The organism is Metamycoplasma arthritidis, from assembly GCF_900660715.1.
Classification (GTDB): Bacteria; Bacillota_I; Bacilli_A; order Mycoplasmatales; family Metamycoplasmataceae; genus Metamycoplasma; species Metamycoplasma arthritidis.
Window position 1 is genome coordinate 307,989 of the sequence record NZ_LR215047.1, and the last position, 23,887, is coordinate 331,875.

Below are 23,887 nucleotides of genomic sequence, written 5' to 3' on the forward strand. Positions count from 1 at the left end.
ATTTTTTATTTTGCTAGTAGCGTTTTAATTTCGTCTTTATAGGGGCTTCAATCTTTAGTACGTGGTGTTTCTAAAATTATAGGAATATTATCAAAGTCTTTATCATGAACAAAACGTTTAAGGGTTTCTAATTTAATATAACCTTTGTCAATGTTTGCATGACGGTCTTTATGAGAAGCACGATCATTAAGAGAGTCATTTAAATGAATAACTTTAATTAATTTTAAATAATCATTGTCAATTAAATACTTTTTAAAGGCATCATAGTCTTTAATATTATATCCTGCATCCCAAATGTGGCAAGTGTCCAAACACATCGCCACACGGTCATTATTAACTTGATCAATAACATATTTAATATCTTCAAAATTGCTACAAATCTCGCTACCTTTTCCGGCCATTGTTTCAAGGCAAATAGTGATATCTTTAGTTTGCTCTAGAATTTTTTTTAGGCCAAAAACTAAAATATCTAAAGCTTCTTTTACTGGGTATAAATTATTATGAAACCCAGGATGTAAAACTAAATATTTAATGCCGATGTAATTTGCTCTTTGACATTCTGCTACTAAAAAATCAATAGCAAACTCTTGTTTAGAACGATTAGCTAAGTTAACAATATAAGGAGCGTGCACAACAATATCTTCGGCCTTAATTTGCGACGAGTATTTTGCTAAATAATCTTCATAGTGATATTTTTCAACGCTAATTCTTGTTGAGTTTTGAGGCGGACCTAAGTAAATCATGGCACAATTTGCGCCGTTATCTAAACTTTCTTTAATGGCTCCACATAAATAATCAGGCGCTTTAAAAGAAACATGACTTCCCAATTTAATCATTATAGTTTATTAAAAATCTTCCCTAATCTAGTGCACAGCTCTTCAAAACTCTTAACTTCATAATTGCATTCAAAAACAAGACCATTGACAAACCGATTTACTCTTTCTAGATAATACATTTGGTCGCGTCAATCACTATGAAAAACTACGATTTTTAGATCACTTTTTAGATTTTTATGCTTGTAAAATAAATATCCTAGTTCCAACATGGTACCGCTATCAGTATTATCAATATCAACAATCAATAAGTTAGTTTTATCTAAAAAACTAATATCTTTTTGATAGAAATAATCATGCTTCAAAACTTGAGGATCTTCAATTGTTTCATTGATAGTCAATGGATTAAAAACATTTAGTTCAAATTTATCTTTAGCTGTGGACATCTCAAAAATTTCTTTTGCTGCAGCGGCCATTTTATTTCTTAAAAAAACTTCGGCTTCGGTAAAGAGCGGTCCAGCAATATAGATATTGTATTCAGGTTTCATGCTTAAATTTCTCCTTATTCTAAATTATATTTATTTATTAATAAAGCGCTTAAAATCACTAGTTTTTATTTAGACGCTAATTTGTAGATAATGATAAATTTAATGTTATTTATTTGCTTTTAAGCAAAAACTAAATTGAAGTTAAAAATTAAAAATCATAAATTATGATTATTTTTTAGCAATTTTCTTTTTTAGACTATTGATTAATCTAATTTTTAATTTTATTTAACTAGAATTAAATTAGCGCAACTGTAAATATGTTATTTGCATTGGATCATATTAGTTTAATAATAAATGAGACTAAAACTTTAAAAAAGCAAGGAAAATACCATGAAAAAAATAATATCTTTAGCCATGTTTGCATGTATATCACTTCCTACTATGTCGTTAGTTTCTTGCAATAATGAGGCCAAAGAAACAAAAATAATTGAAAATTTTTTCAATAAATCTTTTAAATACAAAGTTAAGAAAATTAAAAAAGGTAAGTTCAATAGAATTGACCATTTTAAAGAAGGTGATACTTTATTTGAGTATGTGCCTAATAAAAAGTTTGAAGAAACTTTAATAACCACCCAACGAATTCAAAATAGTTTAAGTGATAAAGTTTATTTAGATACATTTATTGATGATTTAGTTAAAAAAGTATTAAAAGAAAAATACAACTATAGCGGACCTTATAAATCAAGAAAAAGCAATAAGGTTAAATTTTTATTAGATTCTATAAAAAAAGAAATTTATTGAAAAGCATTTGACGCAGCTCCTCCGGGAATTAGGCTACTCTTTGATTTCGAAAAAGACTACAAGAAAACCAGTATAGAAATAACTATAATTCTAGATCTATCAATAAAAGATAATAGCGCTAATGTAACAATTTGAGCTGGCTTAAATAAATTTTATTTAACTCTTGAGCGCGTAGAAGAATAATTAAAAAGTGATGAAATTAAATAAACAAGGCCAAATAAAATAATTTATTTTATTTGCATTAACGCACATTTAAATTAATCTAAACTATTAAATAAATTCTACAAATAATAAAAAATAAGCCAAGCGTCTAAACAAAGTAAAATACTTTTTTAGACATTGATAAGGCTTATTTTTTGTTTTATTATGCAAAAATTAGTCAGGATTGTAACTATCGTTTAAATAGAACTCTTTTAGTTTTTTACGTTTTTGTGGATGTTTTAGTTTACGTAAGATTTTGGCTTCTAATTTTCTAACTTTTTCTTTTGAGATGTTAAGTTCTTTAGCTAATTCATCTAAAGTGTGAGGACGATATGGCACGCCTGAAGGATCTTGGCCAACACCATAACGTTTTCTAATCAAAGCTTGGTCTTCAGGATCTAAAGAGCTATTGATCATTTCATTTAAAATGACAGCTAATTCTTGTTGACTAGCAAAATCATTCGGACTAATGACGCTTTCATCTTTAACAAAATCAGAAAAACTTGAGTTTTCTTCTTTACCAATGTTTTTGTCTAAACTAATTGGATCGATGTTGATTTTACGAATGTATCTAACTTTTTCGGCAGTAAAATCACCACCAAATTTCTTAGCAATTTCTTCATCGGTAGGAGGATAACCAAATTCTTGTTGCAGTTCTCTTTCAATTTTTAGAATTTTGTTAATAGTTTCAACCATATGAACTGGGACGCGAATTGTCCTTGCTTGATCAGCTACGGCACGAGTAATAGCTTGGCGGATTCATCAAGTGGCGTAAGTTGAGAACTTAAAGCCCTTTTTATAATCGTACTTTGAAACTGCTTTCATAATCCCCGAATTGCCTTCTGAGATTAGGTCAATAAAACTAAGCCCACGATTTTTGTAACGTTTTGCATTGTTAATTACTAGCCGCAAGTTTCTTTTAACTAGCATATCTCTCGCTCTTTTATAACGATAGTAGTTATTGTTAGCAAGCGCTTCTTCCATTTTGATGGCCAACTCACGTTCTTTTTTAGGCGTTAACAATTTACCATACTTTCCAATTCAACGCATATATCATTTAACGATGTCGTTTGTTTCGGTTAATTTATTAGAAAGCATATTGTCTTCACGACTAATGTGTTGATCTTCTAACTTAATTTCGTAAGTGTCATATTCTTTTAGAAGATTTTCGGCTTCAATGTCTTCATCTTCATCAAAGTCGTCGCTTAACTTTTCGGTGTAATTATCATATTGAGGACTACTATCATCAGCTTCCGATTCAATGCCAAATTCTTCATTTTCGTCAATATCTTCTTCTAGATCTTTTTCATCGTCAAGATCTTCTTTAAAATCTTCATCTTCTTCCAAGTCTTCTAAAGTAGGTTCAAGATCTTCAATATCTTCTTCGTGAAGTTCATCATCTAGTGCATCGGTTTTAGTTTTTTTAGTCTTTTTTGATTTTTTGTCATTGGCTAATGATTCAAAAAAATCAGTTTCATTGATTTCATCATCATCACCGAAATCAATGTCACTACTTAAAACCCCTTGCTCAAGTAGTTTTTCAAATAAAACATCAGTAGCTTCTTCAGAAAGTTCTAAATTTTTCTTTTCTAGAAGTTCATAAATTTCATCTTGGCTAAAAGCTTTTTTATTTTTATCTTTCTTGGTTGCTTTTGCTAGTTCTTGTTTTAGTTTATCAATAACTAAATCAACTGATTGGTCAAATTCATTATTCATTTTTCAACCTCTTTATCCCTAATATTTGTTTTAATTTTGGCTCGCTTTGATTAAGGGCTTTAATCTTGCTATCAAATTCTTCTTCGGAAGTAGAAGAATTAAGGTTTTGAATCTCTAATAAAATATTTAAATATTCATCTTTAGTTTCTAGCGATAAATTTTCATCATTCTTAATTAATTCTGGTAACAAAAATTTATCTTTCATTTTATCATTTTTGCTAATAATATAACAAATTAATGATTTTTTTGTTTGTTGAAGTTCTTCAGCGTGCAAAGTGGCATAAGTTTCTTTGGGTCATCTTTTAATGTAATCAGGATGCATTAGGATTGCTTTTAAGATGATAGCAAAGTCACCACTTCGACCGAAATTAATGCTTTTTTTAGCTTTGGGCTTAATTTGTTTTGGGAAGTTTAAATCATTAAAACTAAGTGAATTTTCGTAGTAATTAGTAAAGCTTTTAGGGATCTCACTACTGTTTTTTGTCTTGCTAGACGTTATTTTAATCCTTGCTAAATTAGGATCACTAGGAAAGTTAGGCTTTAAAAAACTACTTTCAAAACTCTCATAAGTTTCTTTATCAAGAATATTTTCGTTAATAAGACGACTTTTAAAAAGTAGTTGCATTGGTTTTGGTAAATAGTAAAGGTATTCGAACAACTTACTATAAATCTCATAGCGTTTTTGGGCATTAAGTGCAGTATTTTTATAAGGCTCAATAAAAGTGTCATATAAATATTCACCTAAATCTTGAGGACGTTTTAAAATCGTCTTTAACGTTTGGCCATCATCAAGATTATAGAGTTCATCAGCGTCTTTATTAAAAGTATTTTTAAGGAAGTTAACTTCTAAAGAGAAATCCAATGACAACATCAAAATAATTTTGAGATTTTTTTCAGTAGCCGCTTTGCCCGCTGCGTCACTATCAAAGAAAAGATTGATTTTTGTTCCTCTTAGCAATGCTAGATGATTTTTAGAAAGGCTTGTTCCCATTGAAGCGACTGCGTTTGGAAAATTAGCCTTATAAAGTGCGATGCAATCAAATTGCCCCTCAACTAAATACACTTCTTTAGTGCTACTAATAAAAGGTTTGGCATGATAGTAGTTAAACAAAACCTCACTTTTTTTAAAAATTGGCGTTTCGGCACTATTCAAATACTTATTGTCTAATTTGTTAGTAATATCACGGGCCGAAAACGCCACAACATCACCATATTCATTTTTAATCGGAAAAGTAATGCGATTATTAAAAAAATTCTTTTCAAAACTAATACTACTTACTAATGAAGCATTAGAAATAGCAAAATCATTGAATTTGTTTTTTAAGTGACTGTAGATACTTATATTCTCAGGAGCAAAACCTATTTCAAATTCTTTTATTAGCTTATTATCAAGGTGACGGCTTTCTAAAAATTTTTTAAGTTCAGGTGTCTCTTTATTTTTGACCATTTGGTATTGAAAGAAGTCATTGGCTTCTTTAGTAATATCAATTAAGGTTAGCTCTTCTTGTGATTTTGCTGTAGCTTGGGTGTGTTTTGTTAGATAATCATCAATATTGATATTAGCTTTGGTAGCAAGCATTTTTAATGCTTCTAATGAGCTTATATTTTTCGAATATTCTAAAAACTTAAGAGCATTGCCACTTTTGCCACAACCAAAACACTTAAAAATACCTTTTTCAGGGCTAACCATAAACGATGGCGTTTTTTCGCCATGAAATGGACAGCATGCTCGGAAATTCTTGCCTTGCTTTGAAAGTGTAACGGTTTCAGAAATAACACTAACAATATCGGTTCGTGCTAAAACCTCTTCTCAAACATTCTTTTGTTCCATTTACAACCTTTTATGAATACTTTTTAAATTGATTAAGGTAATTAACAATTTCGGAAATGTTAATTCTAATTTGTTTCATTGTGTCTCGTTCACGAATGGTAACAGTGCCAGTTTCCAAACTTTCGTGGTCCACTGTCAAAGCAAATGGCGTACCAATGGCATCTTGGCGACGATAACGTTTACCAATTGACCCGCTTTCATCATAAACTAGTCGAATTGTACTTTTATCAATTAACTCATCATAGATCTCTCTAGCTTTTGGTGCTAAAGCTTTTGTTAAAGGAAAAATTGCTAATTGATAAGGTGCAATATTGTAGTTTAAATGTAAAATCGTACGTTTATCATCATTGCCTAAGTCTTCAACTTCATAACTATCTACTAGAAGCGCTAAAAGTAGTCGATCAAGCCCGATTGAAGGTTCGATTACTCAAGGCACTACTTTGCTACCATCTTCTTGCAAATATTCTAGTGATTCTTGTGAAAATTTCATATGTTGCGATAAATCAAAATTACCACGATTAGCAATTCCCAGTAGTTCTCCTCATCCAAACGGAAAGAAATATTCAATGTCGCTAGTACCTTTAGAGTAGTGACTTAATTCTTCTTTCTCGTGTGGTCTAATTCGAATATTATTTGCTTTTAGTCCTAATGAGCTAACAAATGAATGGCATTTATTAATTCAATATTCATAAAACTTATTAGCATCTTGCTCTAAGCAAAAAAACTCAAGTTCCATTTGTTCAAATTCTCGAGTTCGAAAAATAAAGTCGCGAGGAGTGATTTCATTACGAAAACTTTTTCCAATTTGCCCAATTCCAAAAGGTAATTTTGCCCGCGTAGTTCTTAGGACATTTTTAAAGTTAACAAAAATTCCTTGTGCAGTTTCTGGGCGCAAATAAACTTGCGAAGCACTATTTGAAATTGCTCCCATTTCTGTACGAAACATTAAATTAAAAGGGCGAATTGTGCTTCAGTCACATTTTGCACCATCGTATTCTTTGACGCGACTTTTAATAATAGTCTCAAGTTCTTGAAAAGTAGCTTTTTCAACATTGATTTCTGGAAAAAGTTCTTTAACAATGTGATCAGCACGATATCTTTTTTGATTGTTTTTATTTTCGATTAAAAAATCAGCAAAGTTATCAAGGTGACCACTAGCTTTTCAAACATTAGGATTCATAATAATTTTTGAATCAATTAGAAAGTTTCTTTCACGATTAATAAACTCTCTAATTCAATAATTTTTGATAGCATTGGCCATTGGCACCGCTAATGGGCCATAGTCTCAAGTGTTGACTAAGCCACCATATATCTCAGAATTTTGATACGCAAATCCTGAAGTTTTTAAATGATTGATTATTTCTTGAATATTTTTCTTTTCGTTATTATTTTTTTCTGCCATTGAATTGCCTTTCTATATTTATAATATAGCATTTTTAATTGTAACACTAATTGGCAAATTAATTTTCAAACGTTAATAAATCGTAAAATGCCTTGTTCTCTCAATACTTAATTACCTTGCATTAATCAATTAAAAGAAAATGCAATTATCAATAAAAGCATATTTTAATAAGCGCTATTTTGGACAAAAGGAGGCTTTTTAAGCCAAAGCCAATTTCTCAATATTAATAAAAAATTATTGATTTATGCATAAATCACTATAATTAAATTTATGTTAAATTTTATCCAAAAAAGAATGCAAAAATCAATGGACAAAATCAATAAAAAAATGTCCATTAATGAAGAAGATATTTTAGAAGTACTAAGAGAGGTTAAACTTGCACTACTAGAAGCTGACGTTAATTTAGATGTCGTTAGAACTTTTACTAAAGCCGTTAAAGAAAAGGCCCTAAATGCCAAAATCATTGGTAAATTAAATCAACAACAAACAGTTTTGAAAATTTTTAAAGATGAGCTTACTACTATTTTAGGAACCAACCCTATTGAAATTAGTTTAAAAAAGATTCCTACTACCATCATGATGGTTGGACTACAAGGTTCAGGAAAAACGACAACAGCAGCAAAATTGGCAACATTTTTTAAAAAGAAAAAACTATGTCAAAACCCGTTGTTAGTTGGAGATGATATCTATCGTCCCGCAGCTCGTGAGCAACTAGAACAACTTGCTAAACAAACCCAAACTGACTTTTTTACTAAAGAAAAAAATGATGCAATTTTTATTGCTAAAGAAGCTATTAAACGAGCTAACGACAATCGTAATGATCTAGTCATCGTCGATACCGCCGGTCGTTTGGCAATTGACGAGAATTTAATGGACGAGCTTATTAATATTAAAAAAGCTATTCATCCCGATTATATTCTTCTAGTAGTTGATGCCATGAGTGGACAAGATGTCATTAACGTTGCTAAAATTTTCCACGAAAATCTTAACTTAAGTGCTACTATCATCACCAAACTTGACTCCGATGCAAGGGGAGGAGCCGCTTTAAGTATTACTCATCTTCTAGAAGTACCAATTGCCTTTATTGGTACAGGTGAAAAACTTAGCGGCATTGAAATCTTTCACCCGGATCGGATGGCCAATCGGATTCTAGGCATGGGTGATGTACTTACTCTAATAGAAAAAGCTAGCGAAGAAGTCGATGAAAAAATGATGAAAAAAATCGGTTACAAAATGATGACTGGAAAATTTGATTTAACCGATTTAATGAATAGTTTAGAGCAAATTAAAAAATTAGGAAAAATGAAAAGCATTCTAAAAATGATTCCTGGTCTTGCTGGCAAAGTTGATGAAAGCAAGATTGAAGAAGCGGAAAATAAATTTAGAATTTATACTTACTTAATTAATTCCATGACCGAACAAGAAAAGAAATTTCCAAAACTGCTAAAAAATAGCGAACGCAAGGAAAGAATTCTTAAAGGTAGCGGTCGCAGTGCCCGAGAATATAATCTATTAGTAACTGACTTTGAAAAAATGGCTAAACAAATGAAAGAATTTGCTTCGGGCAAGTTACAAATGAAACCCAATATGTTTTAGAAAGAGGATAAATAACCCATGTTTTTAAAAGCGTTAGCAGGAATTGGTAAATACCTACTCATTGTAATTGGTTCAATTATTTCAGTTATTTTCTTTGGCGGTGCGATCGCTATGGCAAGATTTGAAAACCAAGTTGTAAGCTTATACAAAAGCTATGTTAACGATGGCACAGGAACCACACCAATTATAAAGTTAATTAAAGACAATATTGACAAAATTGATCCCGAAAAAATTAGCAATGAAAATTCGTATCTTTATCCAATATATCGTTACAACGAACAATTTGAAAACGTTTTAAAAGGCCTAGAAGAACTAAAGGGCAAAAAAGGTGATATCCCCGAAAATATTCTTAAAGAAATTGAAGAATATGAAGGCATTGTAAGAAAAATTAAAAACCAAGTTATTAATAAAGTAACCAAACCTGGTGGCGAAGTTTATGAACAACTAAAAGCATTTGTCAATCAAGGAAACGCCATTTTAAACAATCTTGAACCACTGCTTGCCAAAACTAAAAATCCCGAAGATTTTCAAAAAATTTATCGAATTGTTTGAATTAGTACTATTGTTGTCATTAGCAGCATTTGATTATTAACCTTAATTTTTTCAATTACCCACCTTGGGGTTTACACTAAACGCGATGGTATTGAATTAAAAAGGAGTAACTACGAATTAAATTTAGGCAACTACATCATTAAGTTGTTAAATGAAAATCCTGATATTAAAAAGTATGTTTATGCCAAAATTGAATCAAATACAACATCAGTTAAATAAATATCTTAGTTAAATTAAAATAAAAGCCTTTCATTAGTTGAAGGGTTTGTTTTTTTACTTCCGTAAATTAATAACATCATTGTAAAAACGCAATTTATAAATATGTTCAAGTTATGCCTTACTTTGCACAAGTGGTATAATTTATGGACCAAAAATTTAATTAGGTGAAGAAAGTGAATTATTTTATGATCAAATTAAGGAAAGCATTATTATCAATTTTAATACCTATTGCAATAACTACAACTACAATTTCGGCTTCGTGCGGCACACAATCGCCAGCGAAAAAACTTTTCATAGAAAAAATTTTAAAATTAGAAGAATTAACTAAGGAATTTTCTGGCGCACAACTTGAAAGTATTAATAACGAAATCAAAAGTGCTCGAAACATTTTAAATAATGCTGAGGCTAAAGATGCTGATTTTTTAATGTGAATTTCTAGATTAGACGCTTTCATTAATAGCCTCCTAAACAATCAAAATGATAAAAATAACTCTAATTCAAATCAAAAGAAAAATGACCCTAAAAACCCCGAAACTAAGCCCGAAGACGAAGATAACACTCCAAAAAATCCTGATCAAAAACCAAAAAATGATGAAAATAGTAAAACCAAACCTGAGAATTTAGACAAATACGAACCTCATGAGGATCATAGTACAAGAAATTCTAATATCAAAGATGCCAATACTTCAGAATCATATTATTCGTTGAATGACGAATATTTAATGGATAGTAACTATCAACAATATTCTGGATTATGTTGATCATTTGCCTCTACTAGAGCTTTAGAAAGTACATTATTAAAACATCAAAACGAACTATACAAAATCTCCGAAGCAGGATTTGACCTTCCAAGAGTACGTTCTATTGGTACTGGTGGCGATTTCGGAGACATTACTTATTCATTAGTCGGCGTTCGTGACTTTTGAAACTCAGAAATGCTAACGAAAAAATATAATAATGTTAATGGTTTTTTGCTAGAAAATGATTTTCCATTCGAATCGTTATGATTTGCAAATCAAAAAAATCGCGCACTTTTTAATAACCATTTAAAGAAAAGATATATTCGTAATTCCAATCTTCTAATCAAACCCGTTTTTTATAATGTTAATGATGTTGAGAATATTAAAAAACACTTGAAGGTAAATGGTGCTTTGCGTGCCAATATTATTCACTATGCCAGTTATAAAGATTCGCAAAGTTCTCAAAAAGCGAACGCATCAAACCAAACAACATTTCTAAGTGAAATAGCTTATTTATCCAAGGGTACAAATAGTGGGCACGCCGTTGCTATAATAGGCTGGGATGATAACTATGAAATTCCTGGATATGGCAAAGGTGCTTGAATCATTCGTGATAGTACAAGCCATAACAAAATAACTTACTTGCCATATAACTTTCACAATGCTCCAAATTTAATAATAAATAGTGGGCAAGAGATAATGGGATTTGAATATCGCAAACCTAAAGTACTTATTTCAAGCTCTGAGTCAAAAATTAATATAACAAGCGGAAGTGCCAATTCAACTAAAAATTTCAAAACGGAAACCAAAGAATCGAAAACCACTAATGTTTTTGAATGAAAAAAAGGTGTCAATATTAAATACGAAGTAAATGACTCAATTGCCAAAAACTTCAAAATGAATTCAATTAAAATTTCAAATAGCGGAAAAAATGTAAGCAATCTTTTTGAAATTATAGAAACTAATAATAAGAGTTTTACTATTAAATCCAAAGATAATAATATTGCTCACGGCTCTTATCGCGTTGATTTAGATTATGAATATGTCGACATTGAAACTAATAAAGTTGTTAAATTTACTGAAGTACGTCAAATATTCGTTTGAACCTATGCGGGAAGAGTTTATCAGGATGTTTTTTCTTACTCAAACAAAAATAGTAATTTGCCAAAAGTGCAAGGATTCTACAGTTTTGCTCATAATAATCGCGAATTTTCGGTATTTAGTTATAGTGGTGATTCAACTTATTTAAACTATTACTATAGTCCCGAAACTAAAGTTAGCTATTTTAAAGTTAATGACAAGCAAGCAAAAAGTGATGTGAAAACAAAATTTAATTATTTGCAAAATGAATTAAGACAAGCTGGTCAAGAAGAAAAAGAAGAAATTTACAATATTAAACTTTACGATAAAAATGACAATCTTTTAGAAGAAAACAAAGTAAGAATGTTTTCAATGAAAAGGGACTATGGTTCAAATCTCTTTGCCCTATTAGCAATAGGTAATGGTGGTAATGATAATTATCAAAATCAATACATTTACCGCGCTTTTAATAATCAAACAAATTCAATTTTCAATAAATATAAATTAGTAAGACCCCAAGATAATAATTTTGTGCGATATGTTTACTATGACGCTGATAGAATTAAAAAAGAATTGCCAAAAGACAAAAATGGTGATTATTATATTGACTATGAACTAGTTTCTAAAAACTACTATGATGATTATAACTTTATGACAGCAAATAATCGACTAAGCCAACGCCATTACAAATATACAATTTTCATCGAGCCCGAATATAAAGATAAGTAATAAATATTATTTGAAAAAATATCATGTAAATAAGCTTAAATAGCTTATTTTTGGATTTTTATTAATAAAACTGTATTAAATCCCGATTTTAGGACTAATTTTATGAAAATGGTATAATTCTTGCGCCAATTTTATAGTTATAGTAAGGAGAGGGACTATTTTATGATTATAACTTTATGACAAAAAGAGCGAACTTTCACAATAAAAAATACTATAAAAACACAGTTTTCATTGAGTCCGAATATATAACGATAAATAACTAATTTTCATCATTATTTAAAATATTATCGAAGATAAGCTATTTAAGCTTATTTTTTATTATTCTCCACTCTAAAAATTGATTAAAGCCTAGAATTTATTTCATTCCAATTTTTACATTCTAAAAAATCTTAAAAATTGCTAAGAAATTAGTCAAAATATATACAAACAACACTACTTTGAGCGTTTTTTTTTTTTTTTGTAAAATGACTCACATTACTTTGCTTAAAAAGCACTTTTCGCTACACATGCTTTTTGCGAAGTTTTCAGTATTCAAACATTAATTAATTTTTAAGTTATTAAAAATAGGAGAAATAAAAATTATTAATCATGAGTCATGCTAAGAAAAAGAAAATTGCTATTATTGTACTCGCCGCTACTGCAGCATTACTAGCAGCCGGAACCGTTTCAGGAGTAATTTATAATCATCAAAGTGCTAATAAGAGATCCAAAGGCAATGATAAAAAGCCTGAAATTCAAGATATTAGTGAGCTTGAAAAAAAGATTGAAGCTATTCGTGACAGTCACAAGCAAAATCTTAAAAATGAAGCTTGAAAAATTCTTGAAGCACTTAAAATCACCATTAGAAATGCTAAAAAAGCTAATAACGTACGCGATTTAAGTCAGGTTATTAGTGATTTTGAACGGCTAATTCCTTTAGGTGAAGCTTATTTAACTGAGATTAAAAAGTTGCCTGAACTAAAAGCTTTAGCCAATGAATTAGAAACGACTATTAATCTTGCAAAGAAAGCCTTAGAAGAAGCTAAAACCAAACTAAAAGAGTTGCAAGAAAAAGAAGCTAAACTTAAAGAAAGCGCACAAAAGTTGCTAGCAGAAATTAACCAAGCACTAAGTGAAGTGCCCGATGCTAAGTTGCCACTAGTAATTCAAAGTTTAATTAACAAACTAAAAAATCTTGCAAATGCTAGTGAAGCCTTGCAACAAGAGCTAAATAACTCGCGGCTAATTGAAGAAGCCAAAAAGTTAAGTGATGCTAATTTGCAAATTAAAGATGCTATTAGCGAACTACAAAAACGCTTGCTAGATAAAAGCCCAGAAGAGTTAGAAAAATTAGCAAAAGAAAAAATTAAGGACTTAGAAAAAGCTAAAAAAGCCGTCGAAGACGCTAAAAATATTAGCACTCTTCCCAATGCTCTTGAATCCCTTAAAAAAGATCTAGATCAGGCTAAAGAACTAAAAGATCACGCCACTGCTAAGGGACTTGATGAACTTGCTAAAGAACTAGATAAAGCTATTAAAGATGCAGAAAATAGCCTAAAACACGGCACCGAAAAACTAGAAAAAATCAAACAAGAAAATCAAAAACTTCAAAATGATATTAACGCGTTAGTTAATAAAATTGCTAAAGATATAAGTGATGCTAATAAACTAACTTTACAAAGTGAAGATAGTGAATTTAAACGTCTAAAAGACGAACTAAAAAAAGATATTCAAGAAGCAACGAAACTTGCAAAACAAGCCGCCGATGCCACACTACTAGCTGACGAGCAAAAAGTTTTAGATGCTAAAAAACAAGCTGAAACGTCACTAGATAAATTAAATGATTTATTTAGTCAGAAGAAGGAACAAGAACTTGCTAAAACCGAACTAGAAAAAGCATATAGTGCTTTAGCTAAGGCCACAGAAGAAGCCAATAAAGCCGATGACGAAAATACCTTGCCTTTAGCAATTTCGCAACTAGAAGACGCTATTGCAAAAGCAGAGTTAGCTCTAGGTAAACATGAAAATCTAAAAGAAAAAGAACTAATAAAGTCAATTTATGATGCTCTAAAAGCTTATAAAGAAAAAGAAGCGGATGAAGCACTTGCTAACGTTAAAAAACGATTTGAAGCTAAAAAACAAGCCAAAGCTAAAATTGACGCTGATCTAGATGCTAAGCAAAATGAATTTAATGCAATTAAAAATACCATTGAAAGCTCAAATACAATCAATGATATTCCTACCTTGCAAAATGCTATTAAACAACTAGAAGATCTCAAACCACAAGTTAAGGCTATTGAAGAATCTGCTAAAAATGCCAGCTATCCTGAAGGTGAGCAAAAAGCAAAAAAACTCCTTGAAGAAATTTCTAAATTAGATCTTGAAACAAAAGCGAAATTAGAAAAACTTCAAGAAGAAAAAGAAACCCAAGAGCAAGAAAAGAAATTAATCGAATCATTGCGAGAAAAAATTACCAAAATCACAAAGAATCTTGAAACATTAGATTCAAGAGGTAAAAGTCAACTAAGTGAAGCAACGCCTAAGCAAACTGAACTCGCTAAAACTTTAAAAGAACTAGAAGAACAACTAAAAAACGCTCAAGATGTTCAAAAAGAAGTTCAAGACGCACACAAAGAAAATGCCCTAAAAACTGAGCTTGAAAAGCTTGAAGAAGCCAAAAATAAAGCTACGACAACAAAACAAAGTCTAGAAAATAAAATCTCAGACTCAAATAAAAATATTAAAGAGCAACTTGACAACGCTAAAAGTGAATTAGAAGATCTTAAGAAAAAAATTAGCGACGCTTATAACAATAGAAACCTTAAAGAGCTAACAAAAGAACTTAACAAGTTAGAACAACTAAAAGAAAAAGTCGAAAGCCTTGAAACTTTAGCAACGAAAGTCGAATCAAAACGCAAGCAAGAAGCTACTAAACTTTTATCTGAAGTACGAGATGCAATTTTAGATGCCAATAAAAAGCATGCCGAACTTGATAAGGCGCTTAAAACTGAAAAAGCACTAGTAGATGAACTTGAAAAAGAATTAAAAAAACATGAAAGTAATTTAGCTAAAGCAAAAGATGAAGCTAACAATGCCAATACAATTGATGAAAAAAAGGATAAATATCCTAAGTTAGATAAAACTATTAAAGATATTGAAAAAAATCTTAAAGAACTAGAAGAAAAAGCTAAGGGTTTAAAAGATCAAGCTAACAAAGATAGTATTGACAGTAAAATTAGAGACTTAACAAAAAAACTAGGCAAAACCAAAACTGATCTTGCTAATAAAAACCAAACATTAAAAGAAGAACAAGAAAATAACAGCACTAGCACCCAACAAAGTTTGAAAGGTGCTGATGAGGCTATTAAAAAAGCCAATGAAGCTAAACAAAATCCTAGTGATAAGGAAAAACTGAAAAACGCTGAAGATGCTTTAAACAATGCTAAAAATGAGCTTGAGAATAAGAAAAATTCTCTAGTTGGTGACAAAGAAAACCAAGATAAAATTGATAAAAAATTAGAAGAGATTGAACAAAAACAACAAGAGCTAGCAGACATTAAAAAGCAACAAGAGCAATCAGAAGAGAAAAGAGCGAAAGAACTAGCAGAGCAAGCTAAACAACTGCAAGCTGAGCTTGAAAATTTGGTTAATAAATTAGAACCATTCGATGCTTCTAAAGAATATGAGAATAAGATTAAAGACTTAGAAGACAAACTAAAGGAACTAGAAGAAGGATTTCTAAAGGCTGATGGCGAAGCTACCAAGCTAAAAGAGAACCAACATCTAAAAACCAATTATGAAGCACTGGTGCAATCAAAAACTACTGCCACAACTAAAGCACAAACCAAACGGAACGAAATAGCGCAAGCAAAAACAAAATTACAAGCTAATTACAATGATTTAATTAACAAAAAAGCCGAACATAAAAATGCACTTGAAAATGTCACAGCAAGCGAAGCCATTAATCAATTAATTCAATCAATTAATGAATCCTTAACTTCAATCGAAAAACTTCTTGAACGAATTGCTAAATTGCAAGGCACAGAACATCAACTATTTAAAAATACTAAAACTTTACAAATTGAACTACAAGATTTTTTAGAAAAAGCTAAGAAAAAACTAAAATCAATTGATAAAGAAATTGATGAGTTAAATAAAAGCTTGTTAGAAGAAAAAACGCAATTAGAAGAAAAATCTAAATTTAAAGACATTGCCAACGATGACGTTGACGGTCTTAAATCGGCCATTGATGTGCTTGAAAAAGAAATCGATAAAGCCAATAAACTTAAAAACGACGCCAATAGTAAAAGAAATAGTGATCAAAAGATCAAAAATCAAACCGATACTAATTTTGGCATTCTAGAAAATGCAATTAAGCAAGCTAAAAAAGAGCTAAAAACAAAACAACAAACACTAGAAGCTCTAAAAACTTCAAATCAATCAAAAGCTAATGAAACCATCAAAAAAGCAAATGAAATTATTAAAAAGTTAAAAGATGCTAGTGATGTTACGTCTATAACAAATGCAATCAATGATTCAAACCAAACGAAATCTATTTTAGAAAAAGCAATAGATGAGTTAAAAAAGGATAGTGAACAAAAACAAAAAATTGAAAATAAACTAATCGAACTTAATAATGAAATTGCAGCTGCAAAACAAAAATTAGAAACATTGAAACAAGATGCGGATTCACAAAAACTTGCCGCACTTAAAGATGAAATTAACAAAATAAAAAAATCATTAAAAAATGCCAATGACGAGGTTGAAAAACCTAATACATGACTTGAAGATAAAATGGATGCTAATGAAAAGCTTAACGAAGCAATCGCTAAGGCAAAAGCGAATTTGGATGTCCAAAGAAATAAAATTAATGATTTGCAATATGATGACAATAAAACTAAAGCAAATGAAATAGTAGAAGAGTTAAAAAATTTAATTGATAATACTTACACATCAAAATATAACGAAAACAAGACTAAATTTAAAAAAGAGAAAGAAGATAATAGCGCTAAAACTGACTCAGCTATTAGCAATGCCAATAGCGTTATTAGCAATATAAAATCTGCGCTTGACAAAAATAAAACTGACCCTAATAAAAAGCAAGAACTTAAAAGTGCTAAACATAACTTAGAATCCCAAAAAGAAGCTTTAGAAAATCTAAAAATAAGTGACAGAGAAAATCACAGTAAAATCATTTCTAAAATTTCTGACATAGAAGCAAAAATCACTGAAGTAAACAATGCTCTTGATGAACAAACCAAAATCGAACAAGAACTAAAAGGACTTATAAAAGAAACCGAAGACCACATCCAAGCATTGCAAAATGCGTTAGATAATCTAAAAAAAGTAAATGAAATTCGAAACCTTGATGGAGCTAAAAATGAACTTTTAGGCAAAATAACAAACGCACAAGCCTTTTTAGAATCACCAAAAATAACAAAACTAAAAGATTTTGATTCTTTAAAAAATGCAATAGAAACTCTTAAAACCAAAATAAATAATGCAGAACCAGCTAAAACATATGTTGAACAAGTAATAAAAAATGTTAACTATATAAATAGTCAAAGTAAAATTTTTAATGATAAGTTTAACGATTTTGCCAAAATGCCTAGCGTCAATTTCGATGATCTAAAAAAGCTAATAGATGAATCTAAATCAATTTTGGCTTTAATTAACAGCGCTGAAGGCGAATTCAACAAGATACAAGATTTCATTAGCAATCCCACGGTTAGAGAATATATCAATGTTGATGGCATACTAAAGCCACTAGCTGAAACTTTTAAAAGAAGAGTAAATGAAATCAAAAACGAAATGTTAGCAAAAATAATAAAATTAGAGACCTCTATAACAATTGGATATCTTAAAAAAGCTAAAGAATATTCTGAAATCAAAGATGATCCTTGACAAATTGACAGCGGGCGTTGAAACAACGATATTTTGCCGAATTTAAAATATGCCTTTAAATCATTTAAAAAAGGTAGAGCCGTAAAAAGCAAAATTGATAGCAATCCAATATTAAAAGAAAAACTAAAATCGGAATATAACAGTTTAAATGATCTTCTAAATTACGACACTATTGATAAATTTAAAGAATTTGTAAAAAGAGCTGCTAAGAGAGTTGTTCAATGAAAAAACTACAGCAGTTGAAACAATGTGTTTTATGTTTTCCTTAATGAAGTTGGCGAAAAACGAGCTGATTACGATAGACAAATACATAACTATTTAGAAAAATTTGAAAGTTTTAATTTTTCACCAGATGATCCTAAAGGAAGAGAAATACTAAATGGCTTTGTTAAAATGTTAAAAGCAATGCAACGTGATAGTGGTGGAAAACTAGATAAAAATGAACAATTTAAAAGAATTCTAAAAAACATTGAAGATCTTTTAGAAATATATGGTGGAAAAGCATCTTAAGTTAAAATAACTTGATTTAACAATTAATAATATTAAAAGACCTTGAATTTTAGGAATTTAGGGTCTTTTTTATTTGAATTTTCTCTAAATACAAGCGTTATTTTAACAAAACTAGTAGTTAATATTTTTTGATTTTCTTGTAAAATTAATATGTCATTTCTCAATGCAAATATTAAAAAAATAAGCATAAGAAAAACAACTTTTTGATTGTTTAGAAATACCGAGGAGAAAATACACTTATTAACCATGAACCATTTTCAAAAGAAAAAAATAACTTCTTTTTTGATTTTTATAGGAGCAACGGCTGCTTTATCATCCGGGGCAATGTTTACTGTTTCTTGTGCAAGCACCGTAAAAAGTAAAGAAAAGAAAGAGACCACTACATTACAAAAAAGAATCAATAAAATTAGCGATGATTTAAAAACCTTAGAAGCGCAAACTCAAAGCTTAATAAAGCAAATTCACTTCAAACCAAATGAATTAACTCAGACTTTTAACAAGTAAAAGAAAAATTAGATGAACTAGAGAATCTCAAAAAAGAAGCCCAAAATATTAGCAAAGAATCAAGTATAAAATCTGAGGTGCAAAGTTTAGAAAACTTAATTGATTTAATTAACAAAATAAAACAAATTATAGAAACTACAATTGTTAAAGAAAAACAAGACATCAGAACACAAATCATTGAGTTTGGAAAAATTTTAGAAAATACTAATCAAGAAATCGAAAATAACTATGTAGCTAAAAACTTAGAAAAATTAACAAATAATATAAAAGCGCTAGAAGAATTACAAGAAAAAGCAAATACTCTTGAAGTATTAGACAACAAATTAGCATCAAAAAATAAACACCAAATTAAAGATCTTCTTAGCAAAATTCAAAACCTTATTTTATCAGCGAAAGCGAAACAAATAAAATTAGACAAAGTTGCTCAAGATAATGAAAAGCTTTTGCTAAATGAAATTGAAAAAGACATTAAAAATCAACAGGATTTTTTAAATAAAGCCATTTTAGAGGTCAGAGAAGCAAACACAATTGACTCTCAAATCCAAAAATACAGTATTCTAAATGCAACCATCAACGGCATTCAAAAATTAATTAAAATATTAGACAAAAAATATCAAAAACTAAAGAGTATTGTTAATAAAGAAAACATTAAAAAAGAGTTTGATGATTTAACTAAAAAACTTGATGACGCAAGAAAAGAGTTAACTAAAAAGAAAGAAAGTCTTAGCATAAGTATTGACAAAAACACCAAAGAAACTAGTCAAATTTTAGAAGAAGCGAACAAAATAATTAGCGAGGTTGACGCCGCAATCCTAGCCAAAGATAAAAATAAAGCAAAAAATGTTGAAGAATCTTTGATGAAAATAAAAGAAAAATTAGAAAAAAAGAAAGCTTCATTAGTCGGTGATAAAAACAATCAAGAACGCATTGATGGAAAAATTAGCGAAATTAATGTTAGAAAAAATAGCCTTTATAAAATCTTAAAAGAAAAAGATAATCGTAATATTATCATTCAATAAATTAAACAACGCAAGCGCCATAAGAACTAAAAGCAACTTCTTTGCAGGGTTTGCATTTTTTATTCAACTTTCCCTCCTAAATTATTAAAATAGTTAAATCCTTTTATAAGGCAAAAAATTAATACCTTTAAAGTTGAACATAAATCATGTTTTTTAAATTATTAACTATAATTTATAAATCATGATAAACGTTATTTTATATCAACCAGAAATTAGTCCTAACACTGCTAACATTATTCGCACTTGTTTTGCTACTAACGCAAAATTGCACATTATTAAACCAACTGCTTTTGACTTGCACCCTCATTGGCTTAAAAGAAAAGCGGCGGGGCATTTTCTTAGTGAAATTGAGCACGAAATTCATGCCAATTATGAGCAATTCTTTAAGAAATATGGCGACAAAAATATTTATTATATTACGCGATATGGTCTTAGTAACTATTCACAAATTGACTGAAAAAATGAACTTGACAACAATAAAGAAATTTGGGTAATGTTTGGAACTGAGAGCACTGGGATTTCTAAAAAAATTATGCAAACTAAAATCGCTAATTGTTTGCGCATTCCGATGTTTGCACAATGTCGTAGTCTTAACTTAGCTAATAGTGTTGCAATTGTTTTATATGAAATCATGCGCCAAAATTCGTTTCCTAATCTATCGGAATTTGAAAGTCAAAAAGGCAAAGACTTTATTTTAAAATAATACTTATATAAAAACCAAAATCAAAAACCATAGGAGAAGAAGATGATTCATTGATTTCCGGGCCACATGGCTAAAGAATTTCGATTGCTAAAAGACAAGCAAAAGTTATTTGACCTTTTCATTATTATTATTGATAGCCGAATTCCTATCAGTAGTTTTAATAACGAAATTTATAAAATCGCACAACATCGTCCAATTCTTTTTGTTTTTAACAAGATTGATAAAACTTCAATTGCAGAACTAATGCCAATAGTAAAGCGATATGAAGATAAAGGCGAAGTAATTTTAACCAATCTAAAAAGCCCAAAAGCTTACAAACAAATTAATAGTTCCTTAAACGCTCATTACCTAAAACTCAAAGCCAAAAACGATGCTAAAGGAAAACTGACGCCGCCACTAAAATGTGTTGTTTTGGGTGTTCCCAATGTTGGCAAAAGCACTTTTATTAATCTAATGGCCAAAAGTCGCGTAGCTAAAGTAGGAGCCACAGCTGGTATAACACGTTCAGAGCAATGAATTAATTGTAAAAATTATTTACTACTTGACACCCCGGGGCTGCTTATGCCAAAAATTGCAAGCAATGAAATCGGGGCCAAGCTATTAATTACGGGCTCGATTAGAAAAGAATCTTTAAACCTTAATGAATGCTTGGTCGAACTTTATAAGCTAGTTAGTTTAAAATATCCCGAAAAAATTAAAAGCCTTAATTTAGAGGCGACAGTTTTAGAAGATGAAATTTTTGAAAACGTTGCTTTATATGCCAAAAACAATAATTTGTTACTAAAAAATAATGTTTTAGATACAAAAAAAGCTATCAATAGTTTAATAGCGTATTTTCAAGAATTAAGCAATGTTATGTATGATGAAATTCAATAGTTAAAATATTTATATTTTAATGAGACATTGTAAAATACTTATAATTTTTAAAAAAGGCAAAAGAAAGTGATTATGAGTGAAACGACACAATTTAATAATTTTTTTCCATTAGAAAAACCTAGCCAAGAAACTTTAAAGAAAATTAACTATGTGGCCATCGGCGGCATTTATGCTAGTGGTTTTAATAGTAAAATTGGATTTGCTACAAATGGGTTTTTAGATAATAATAACAACATTTACGGACTTTCCTATCCAAGTTTTTTTGCTACACTTATTAAAGATAGTAATTTTCTAGAATTAAGTAGTTTTTACAACTTATCTATGCCTGGTAGCTCAATTGATCTTTGAAATGCTCTTGTTACTAAAAATAAAGACAAAATTAAAGCAAGCCAAAAAAGGTTAGATTTTTTGCAATCACTTGACTGACACATTAGCAATCCTTTTAAAAATTATTTTTCTAGTCTCTTTGATAAATGAAATGTTTTGCAAGGCGATTTTAATATTGTTTCTAATAAAATTAACGATGCTAATTTAATTACAATTACTTTGGGCCTTGGCGATGTTTTTTTCAAAATTCCGTTTGAAAAAATCAACCGAATGCGACTTGCTAAAGCAGAAGAAGCACTAAAAATTTATCAACAAATTAACAACGAAATCATTGATGCATGCTACGCCGTTGAAAACAAATTAATTAAGTTATACAAAGCTATTCGTGAAAAAAATCCCACTGCTAAGATTGTGTTTGTAAGTTATACTAAACCATTTATTTACCTTGAAACTTTTATTCAAGAGGCTTTGAAACTCGAAAAATTAATTAAAACCAACTTTCTTGAAGATACTATTAAAAAAGTTAATGAAGCAATGAAGAAATGTGCCAATAAATGTCAAACTAGTTACGTTGATGTCTATGACGAGTTTTATTGAGAAAAAAATAAAGCATTTTTATTTGAAAACATTTTCGCTCCTTTTCCAACTGAAAATGGTTATAAAAAAATTGCCTATGATTTATTTACGAAACTATGCTTAAATAAAGAAACCTTCTTACAAGAAATACTAATCCCCCACAAGTTTGATAACTACATTATTAATAAAGAATATTGGCTAAGAGATCTTCGATCATATGAACAAATATTTAGTCCTAAATTCGGCGCTTACGAACTTTTTAAAAGCATCTTTGGAAGTAATCTAAATTACAATATTTTAGTTTATTCAGAAAATGAAGCAAAGATACATAGCATTTTGGCCCCGTATCTACGTTTTGCTAAAACGCTTGATGCTTACATTCGCTACAATGATGGTGATCAAACTATTAACATGTTTGTTAATAACTTACTAGATGATTTTTTTAATGAAGCCCCCGAGAAATACGCTTCAATTGAAATGCTTAAAAACTATTTGCTAAATAGTGGTAATGGTAAAAAAATCTATCTAGCATTGCTAAAAAACGGCAAGCTAGAAAAAATTCTGTTTATTTTGCAAAGGTCATTAATTCAAAAAAATCTTCTTGCTGTCGATAAAAAAACTATCCAAAATGAATGGCACAATATACTAATTTCAAACCAAAAACTAATATATGATGTTTTCAAACAGCTATTTAATGCTAATATCATCTCAAGTAGTAAAGAAGAAATTAAAGAAATTATTTTAACTCTAATAAGTGACCTATTCAATGGTTCAATGTATGAGTTTTTAAATACAAAGCATCTAAACTTCCGTTACACAATTATTCGCGATTATTTTCTTAGCATAAAAACTATTAATGATTTTGTGATCTTTGTTGTAGAAAGCATCGTCAATTACGCGAGCCTCTATGAAAAACTATCATCTTTTGATGAGCTATGAAAAAATTGAATTGTCAACAATAAATATAAGTTTTTTTATTTTATTGATAAAACGTTTTTAGAAATCTCATCGCAAGAAAATATTGATAGCACTGTGGAGCTAATTTGCCAAATTATTTTTCAAATCTATCATATTGATGCTCTAAGTCTAAAAGAACGGCAAATCTTAGAAAAAAGCATCAAAAATATTATTCTTGTTCTTAAAGAAAACCAAGGAATCTTAAATGCAATTTTAGCCAAGTTTATTGATCGAATAAAAAACTACTCATTTTATGACTTACTAGTAAAAAAAGATAAAAATCAAAACATCTTCAAAAAGAGTAAATGAGTTCGAAACATTGTCTTTCTAAGACTAATAACCAAAACTTGAAAAGACCTTATTTCCATTAAAAAAATTGTTAATAGAAATAAGATGAAATAATT

General features: G+C 29.6%; 15 protein-coding genes. 10 read left to right on the plus strand and 5 right to left on the minus strand.

The genetic code is table 4. The annotated features are described in order from the left end of the window. Positions 1-5 precede the first annotated feature (5 nt). Positions 6-836, minus strand: coding sequence for a deoxyribonuclease IV (locus EXC42_RS01355; protein WP_012498180.1), 831 nt, complete (start codon positions 834-836; stop codon positions 6-8). Then, positions 836-1,321, minus strand: a complete 486-nt coding sequence (locus EXC42_RS01360; protein WP_012498181.1) for a nucleoside 2-deoxyribosyltransferase — start codon at positions 1,319-1,321, stop codon at positions 836-838. The genes EXC42_RS01355 and EXC42_RS01360 overlap by 1 nt, the downstream gene beginning before the upstream one ends. A gap of 330 nt (positions 1,322-1,651) precedes the next feature. On the opposite strand from EXC42_RS01360, the gene EXC42_RS01365 reads away from it, so the two are divergent. Next, complete coding sequence (locus tag EXC42_RS01365) at positions 1,652-2,245, plus strand: hypothetical protein (protein WP_012498182.1); 594 nt, start codon at positions 1,652-1,654, stop codon at positions 2,243-2,245. Between the two features lie 192 nt (positions 2,246-2,437). Here EXC42_RS01365 and EXC42_RS01370 read toward each other — a convergent pair whose 3' ends face one another. The 3 genes from EXC42_RS01370 to EXC42_RS01380 are packed head-to-tail and all read right to left on the minus strand — an operon-like array spanning position 2,438 to position 7,212. Continuing rightward, the gene (locus EXC42_RS01370; RefSeq protein WP_012498183.1) at positions 2,438-3,979 is read right to left on the minus strand and encodes an RNA polymerase sigma factor; all 1,542 of its coding nucleotides are present in this window, start codon (positions 3,977-3,979) and stop codon (positions 2,438-2,440) included. Continuing rightward, positions 3,972-5,810 carry a DNA primase gene (gene dnaG / locus EXC42_RS06020; RefSeq protein ID WP_012498184.1) on the minus strand — a complete coding sequence of 613 codons (1,839 nt, stop codon included), beginning with the start codon at positions 5,808-5,810 and terminating at the stop codon, positions 3,972-3,974. The genes EXC42_RS01370 and dnaG overlap by 8 nt, the downstream gene beginning before the upstream one ends. A 10-nt stretch (positions 5,811-5,820) precedes the next feature. Beyond that, positions 5,821-7,212, minus strand: a complete 1,392-nt coding sequence (locus tag EXC42_RS01380; RefSeq protein WP_012498185.1) for a glycine--tRNA ligase — start codon at positions 7,210-7,212, stop codon at positions 5,821-5,823. Between the two features lie 270 nt (positions 7,213-7,482). Between EXC42_RS01380 and ffh the strand changes: the two genes are divergently transcribed. The 9 genes from ffh to EXC42_RS01425 all read left to right on the plus strand — a co-directional run bounded on the left by ffh (position 7,483) and on the right by EXC42_RS01425 (position 23,885). Beyond that, positions 7,483-8,808 (plus strand): signal recognition particle protein, encoded by a 1,326-nt coding sequence (ffh, locus tag EXC42_RS01385; RefSeq protein ID WP_012498186.1) that lies wholly within the window; start codon positions 7,483-7,485, stop codon positions 8,806-8,808. A gap of 18 nt (positions 8,809-8,826) precedes the next feature. Then, positions 8,827-9,579 carry an MG_279/MG_280 family protein gene (locus EXC42_RS01390; protein WP_012498187.1) on the plus strand — a complete coding sequence of 251 codons (753 nt, stop codon included), beginning with the start codon at positions 8,827-8,829 and terminating at the stop codon, positions 9,577-9,579. 185 nt (positions 9,580-9,764) lie between these two features. Continuing rightward, the gene (locus EXC42_RS06025; RefSeq protein WP_012498188.1) at positions 9,765-12,128 is read left to right on the plus strand and encodes a C1 family peptidase; all 2,364 of its coding nucleotides are present in this window, start codon (positions 9,765-9,767) and stop codon (positions 12,126-12,128) included. 588 nt (positions 12,129-12,716) lie between these two features. Beyond that, complete coding sequence (locus EXC42_RS01400; RefSeq protein ID WP_012498189.1) at positions 12,717-18,521, plus strand: MspA/MspB/MIB-like signal-anchor domain-contatining protein; 5,805 nt, start codon at positions 12,717-12,719, stop codon at positions 18,519-18,521. 246 nt (positions 18,522-18,767) lie between these two features. After that, the gene (locus tag EXC42_RS01405) at positions 18,768-19,025 is read left to right on the plus strand and encodes a hypothetical protein (protein ID WP_012498190.1); all 258 of its coding nucleotides are present in this window, start codon (positions 18,768-18,770) and stop codon (positions 19,023-19,025) included. Between the two features lie 77 nt (positions 19,026-19,102). Further along, complete coding sequence (locus EXC42_RS01410; RefSeq protein WP_012498191.1) at positions 19,103-20,044, plus strand: coiled-coil domain-containing protein; 942 nt, start codon at positions 19,103-19,105, stop codon at positions 20,042-20,044. 181 nt (positions 20,045-20,225) lie between these two features. Beyond that, positions 20,226-20,747, plus strand: coding sequence for a tRNA (cytidine(34)-2'-O)-methyltransferase (locus EXC42_RS01415; RefSeq protein WP_129648864.1), 522 nt, complete (start codon positions 20,226-20,228; stop codon positions 20,745-20,747). A 42-nt stretch (positions 20,748-20,789) separates the two neighbouring features. Next, the gene (ylqF, locus tag EXC42_RS06030) at positions 20,790-21,623 is read left to right on the plus strand and encodes a ribosome biogenesis GTPase YlqF (protein ID WP_012498193.1); all 834 of its coding nucleotides are present in this window, start codon (positions 20,790-20,792) and stop codon (positions 21,621-21,623) included. A gap of 72 nt (positions 21,624-21,695) precedes the next feature. Continuing rightward, a complete protein-coding gene (locus EXC42_RS01425) occupies positions 21,696-23,885 on the plus strand; it encodes an SGNH/GDSL hydrolase family protein (RefSeq protein ID WP_012498194.1) in 2,190 nt (729 codons plus the stop codon). The last annotated feature ends 2 nt before the right edge of the window (positions 23,886-23,887 follow it).